At 61.6% G+C, this 2,779-nt stretch carries 1 protein-coding gene; it reads left to right on the plus strand.

The features are described from left to right. Nucleotides 1-1,023 precede the first annotated feature (1,023 nt). The gene (gene ltrA / locus ACIRRA_RS45775) at nucleotides 1,024-2,289 is read left to right on the plus strand and encodes a group II intron reverse transcriptase/maturase (protein WP_402782372.1); all 1,266 of its coding nucleotides are present in this window, start codon (nucleotides 1,024-1,026) and stop codon (nucleotides 2,287-2,289) included. The last annotated feature ends 490 nt before the right edge of the window (nucleotides 2,290-2,779 follow it).

The following is a 2,779-nucleotide window of genomic DNA, read 5'->3' on the forward strand; positions in this document are numbered from 1 at the left end:
CAGTCGGTAGGCGAGGCATCGGCCCGTGAGGTTGGTGGCCCCAGGTAATGAACGGTCGGGACACCGGCTTCCGCGCAGCGGGCTCCCTGATCTTGGTGGTGCGGGACTGCTGCCGACCGACGGCTCCACGACTCCGAGCCCATCCTCCCGACGTTACCGACCCTTCGGGGCTGGATCTTCGTTGCCTTCCGCGCGAGGGTTCGCAGTCGGACCACGGGTTGTGGTGGGTGGCGCTGCTGAATGGTCCGCTGGCGACGGACCCGCGTGCGGACCTGGGGTCGCCATGCCACCCTGACGGGATCCCCGCTCTGTTCTATCCGAAGGTTCCTGTCGGGGGCCCATACAGTTATATGACCGTCGATGTCACGTGCACGAGCGGGACGTGGCAGCAGGACGTCGATCCTGTTGCCGGGCAACCGTGTTCTGGGAATATGTGTGCCACGAACACGGGAGGCTGCGTGAGGTAGGTCAGGCAGCGGATCGTGGTGCTGTGCGAATGATGAAGGGGTAGTGGCCCTTCGGAGTCGCCTGTCGGGTGGGAGGCTTCAAATCACCTCATGCTGCGTTGGCTGAAGACCGTCGTGGTGAACGATGAGGAAAAGGCGCTCCGCGGAGGGCGTCAGATGGGGATCAGGAAGACGAACGCGAGTGAATCGCTGACGACGTGTCGAAATGGAAACAGGTGGCATCGAAACCGGGGCGTATTTTTGGCACCGGGATTGAGTCTGGCGGGTGTCCCGATTTCTGGCCAGGCGGTGTCCGGCATGGAGGCGACGTGAGCCTGATCTGCGGCTTTCGCATGGAACGTGGGAAGGCAGGTCCCGATACAGATTCCGCCGTTTCGACGGGGTCGAGAGGGAGCGCGCCGGGCAGCAGAAACTGTGAGGCGTTGAGTACCGATGCGGGATGTGCCGGCGGACCGGCTCGTAGTAGTGGTGAAGCGGCTGTAATGGGCGTGGAGCGAAGGGGCCGGACCATTCGGGTTGGTGAAGCAGTCAACCGGCGCGAGCCGGGAGGAGCTGGATGAATCAACCAGGGTTGTCGATGAAGCCGTTCGAGATTTCGAAATGGGCTGTGCAAGAGGCATATAGCAGAGTCAAGGCCAACAAGGGTGCCGCTGGTGTCGATGGGCAATCCCTCGAAGAGTTCGAAGCCGACCTGAAGAACAATCTCTATAAGGTGTGGAATCGGATGTCGTCGGGGACGTATTTTCCTCCGCCTGTGCGGGCGGTGGAGATCCCGAAACCCGGTGGCGGAGTTCGTATTCTGGGCGTGCCGACGGTCGCGGACAGGGTTGCGCAAACGGTGGTGGCCATGGAGTTGGAAAAGCGGGTGGAACCGATGTTCCATCCGGACTCCTACGGGTATCGACCGAATCACTCGGCGCTGGACGCGGTCGGGGCATGCCGGGAGCGGTGCTGGAAATCCGGAGGCTGGGTCTTGGACCTGGATATTCGGAAGTTCTTTGACACTGTGGATCACGAGCTGATGGTCAAGGCGGTCCGGGCCAACACCGACGCCGATTGGGTGGTGTTGTATGTGCGGCGGTGGCTTTCGGCTCCGCTGCAACGCTCGGATGGGACGCTGGTGACGCGAGATCGTGGGACCCCGCAGGGGTCGGCGGTGTCGCCGATTCTGGCGAATCTGTTCATGCATTACGCGTTCGATGCGTGGATGGCCCGGAAGTTTCCGGGCATCATGTTCGAACGGTATGTGGATGACGTCGTGGTGCATTGCGCCAGCGAGAAGCAGGCGCTGATGTTGAAGACCGTGATCGGGGAACGTGTCACCGAGGTCGGGCTGGAGTTGCATCCGGAGAAGACGAAAGTCGTGTACTGCAAGGATTATGAACGGACCGGCTCGTATGAGCACACGTCGTTCACGTTCCTGGGGTATGAATTCCGGGCGCGGACTGCGCGGGACAGGCATGGGCGGTTGTTCAACGCGTTCCTGCCCGCGATCAGCAAGGATGCGGAGAAACGGATCAACCGGGAGGTCCGCAGCTGGGGCCTGCACCGTCACACGGACTGGACGCTGGGCCGAATAGGCCGGTGGATCAATCCGATTGTGCGGGGCTGGTTGCAATATTATGGCCGGTTCTATCGGTCGAAACTGTATGCGCTGTGCAAACGCATCAACACCTATCTGGTGCGGTGGGCTCGTAAGAAATATCGGCGGTTGCACGGGTTCAAGAAAGTCAACGCCTGGTGGAAAGCGTTGGGGGACAGATATCCCCGGATGTTCGCTCACTGGGCCTATACCCGTGGTTTCATGGCGACTGGATGGTAAGAGCCGTGTGACGGGAGACTGTCAAGCACGGTTCTGTGAGAGCCCGGGGGTATGATTCCCCCGGGCCACTCGACCTTCGGCTTCGGCACAGACGGCGGGCCACTGGTCTGTCGTGATGAGGACGAACCAGCGCCGCACACCTGGTGGGTTCCGTGGGTCACGTCGGGTGCCGATTGCCCCTACGGCGCCGAGGTGGAGGCCCTCGGGCCGAACCCCGCCAAGCCCAACGTCAACACGTATTTTCGTTGCCGGGGCGGGCATTGGACGCAGATCGATCCCTAGTGTGTCGGAACACGTTGGGGTTCCGGTAGTAATCGCGCAAAAAACAACGACAATGGCTTGACCAGCAACGATGCGCCGTAGAGGCTCGGGCTGCGGACCGGCACGGTTGGTGCTTGGTTGCGTCCAATAGCGTGGTGTAGCAGCAGCATTGGATGCTGAGCTTGTCGCAATCCCCGGACAGCAGGGTGGCCACCGCGTGATCCTTCAG

Origin of the sequence: Nocardia sp. NPDC101769, assembly GCF_044766925.1 — a bacterium.
Classification (GTDB): Bacteria; Actinomycetota; Actinomycetes; order Mycobacteriales; family Mycobacteriaceae; genus Nocardia.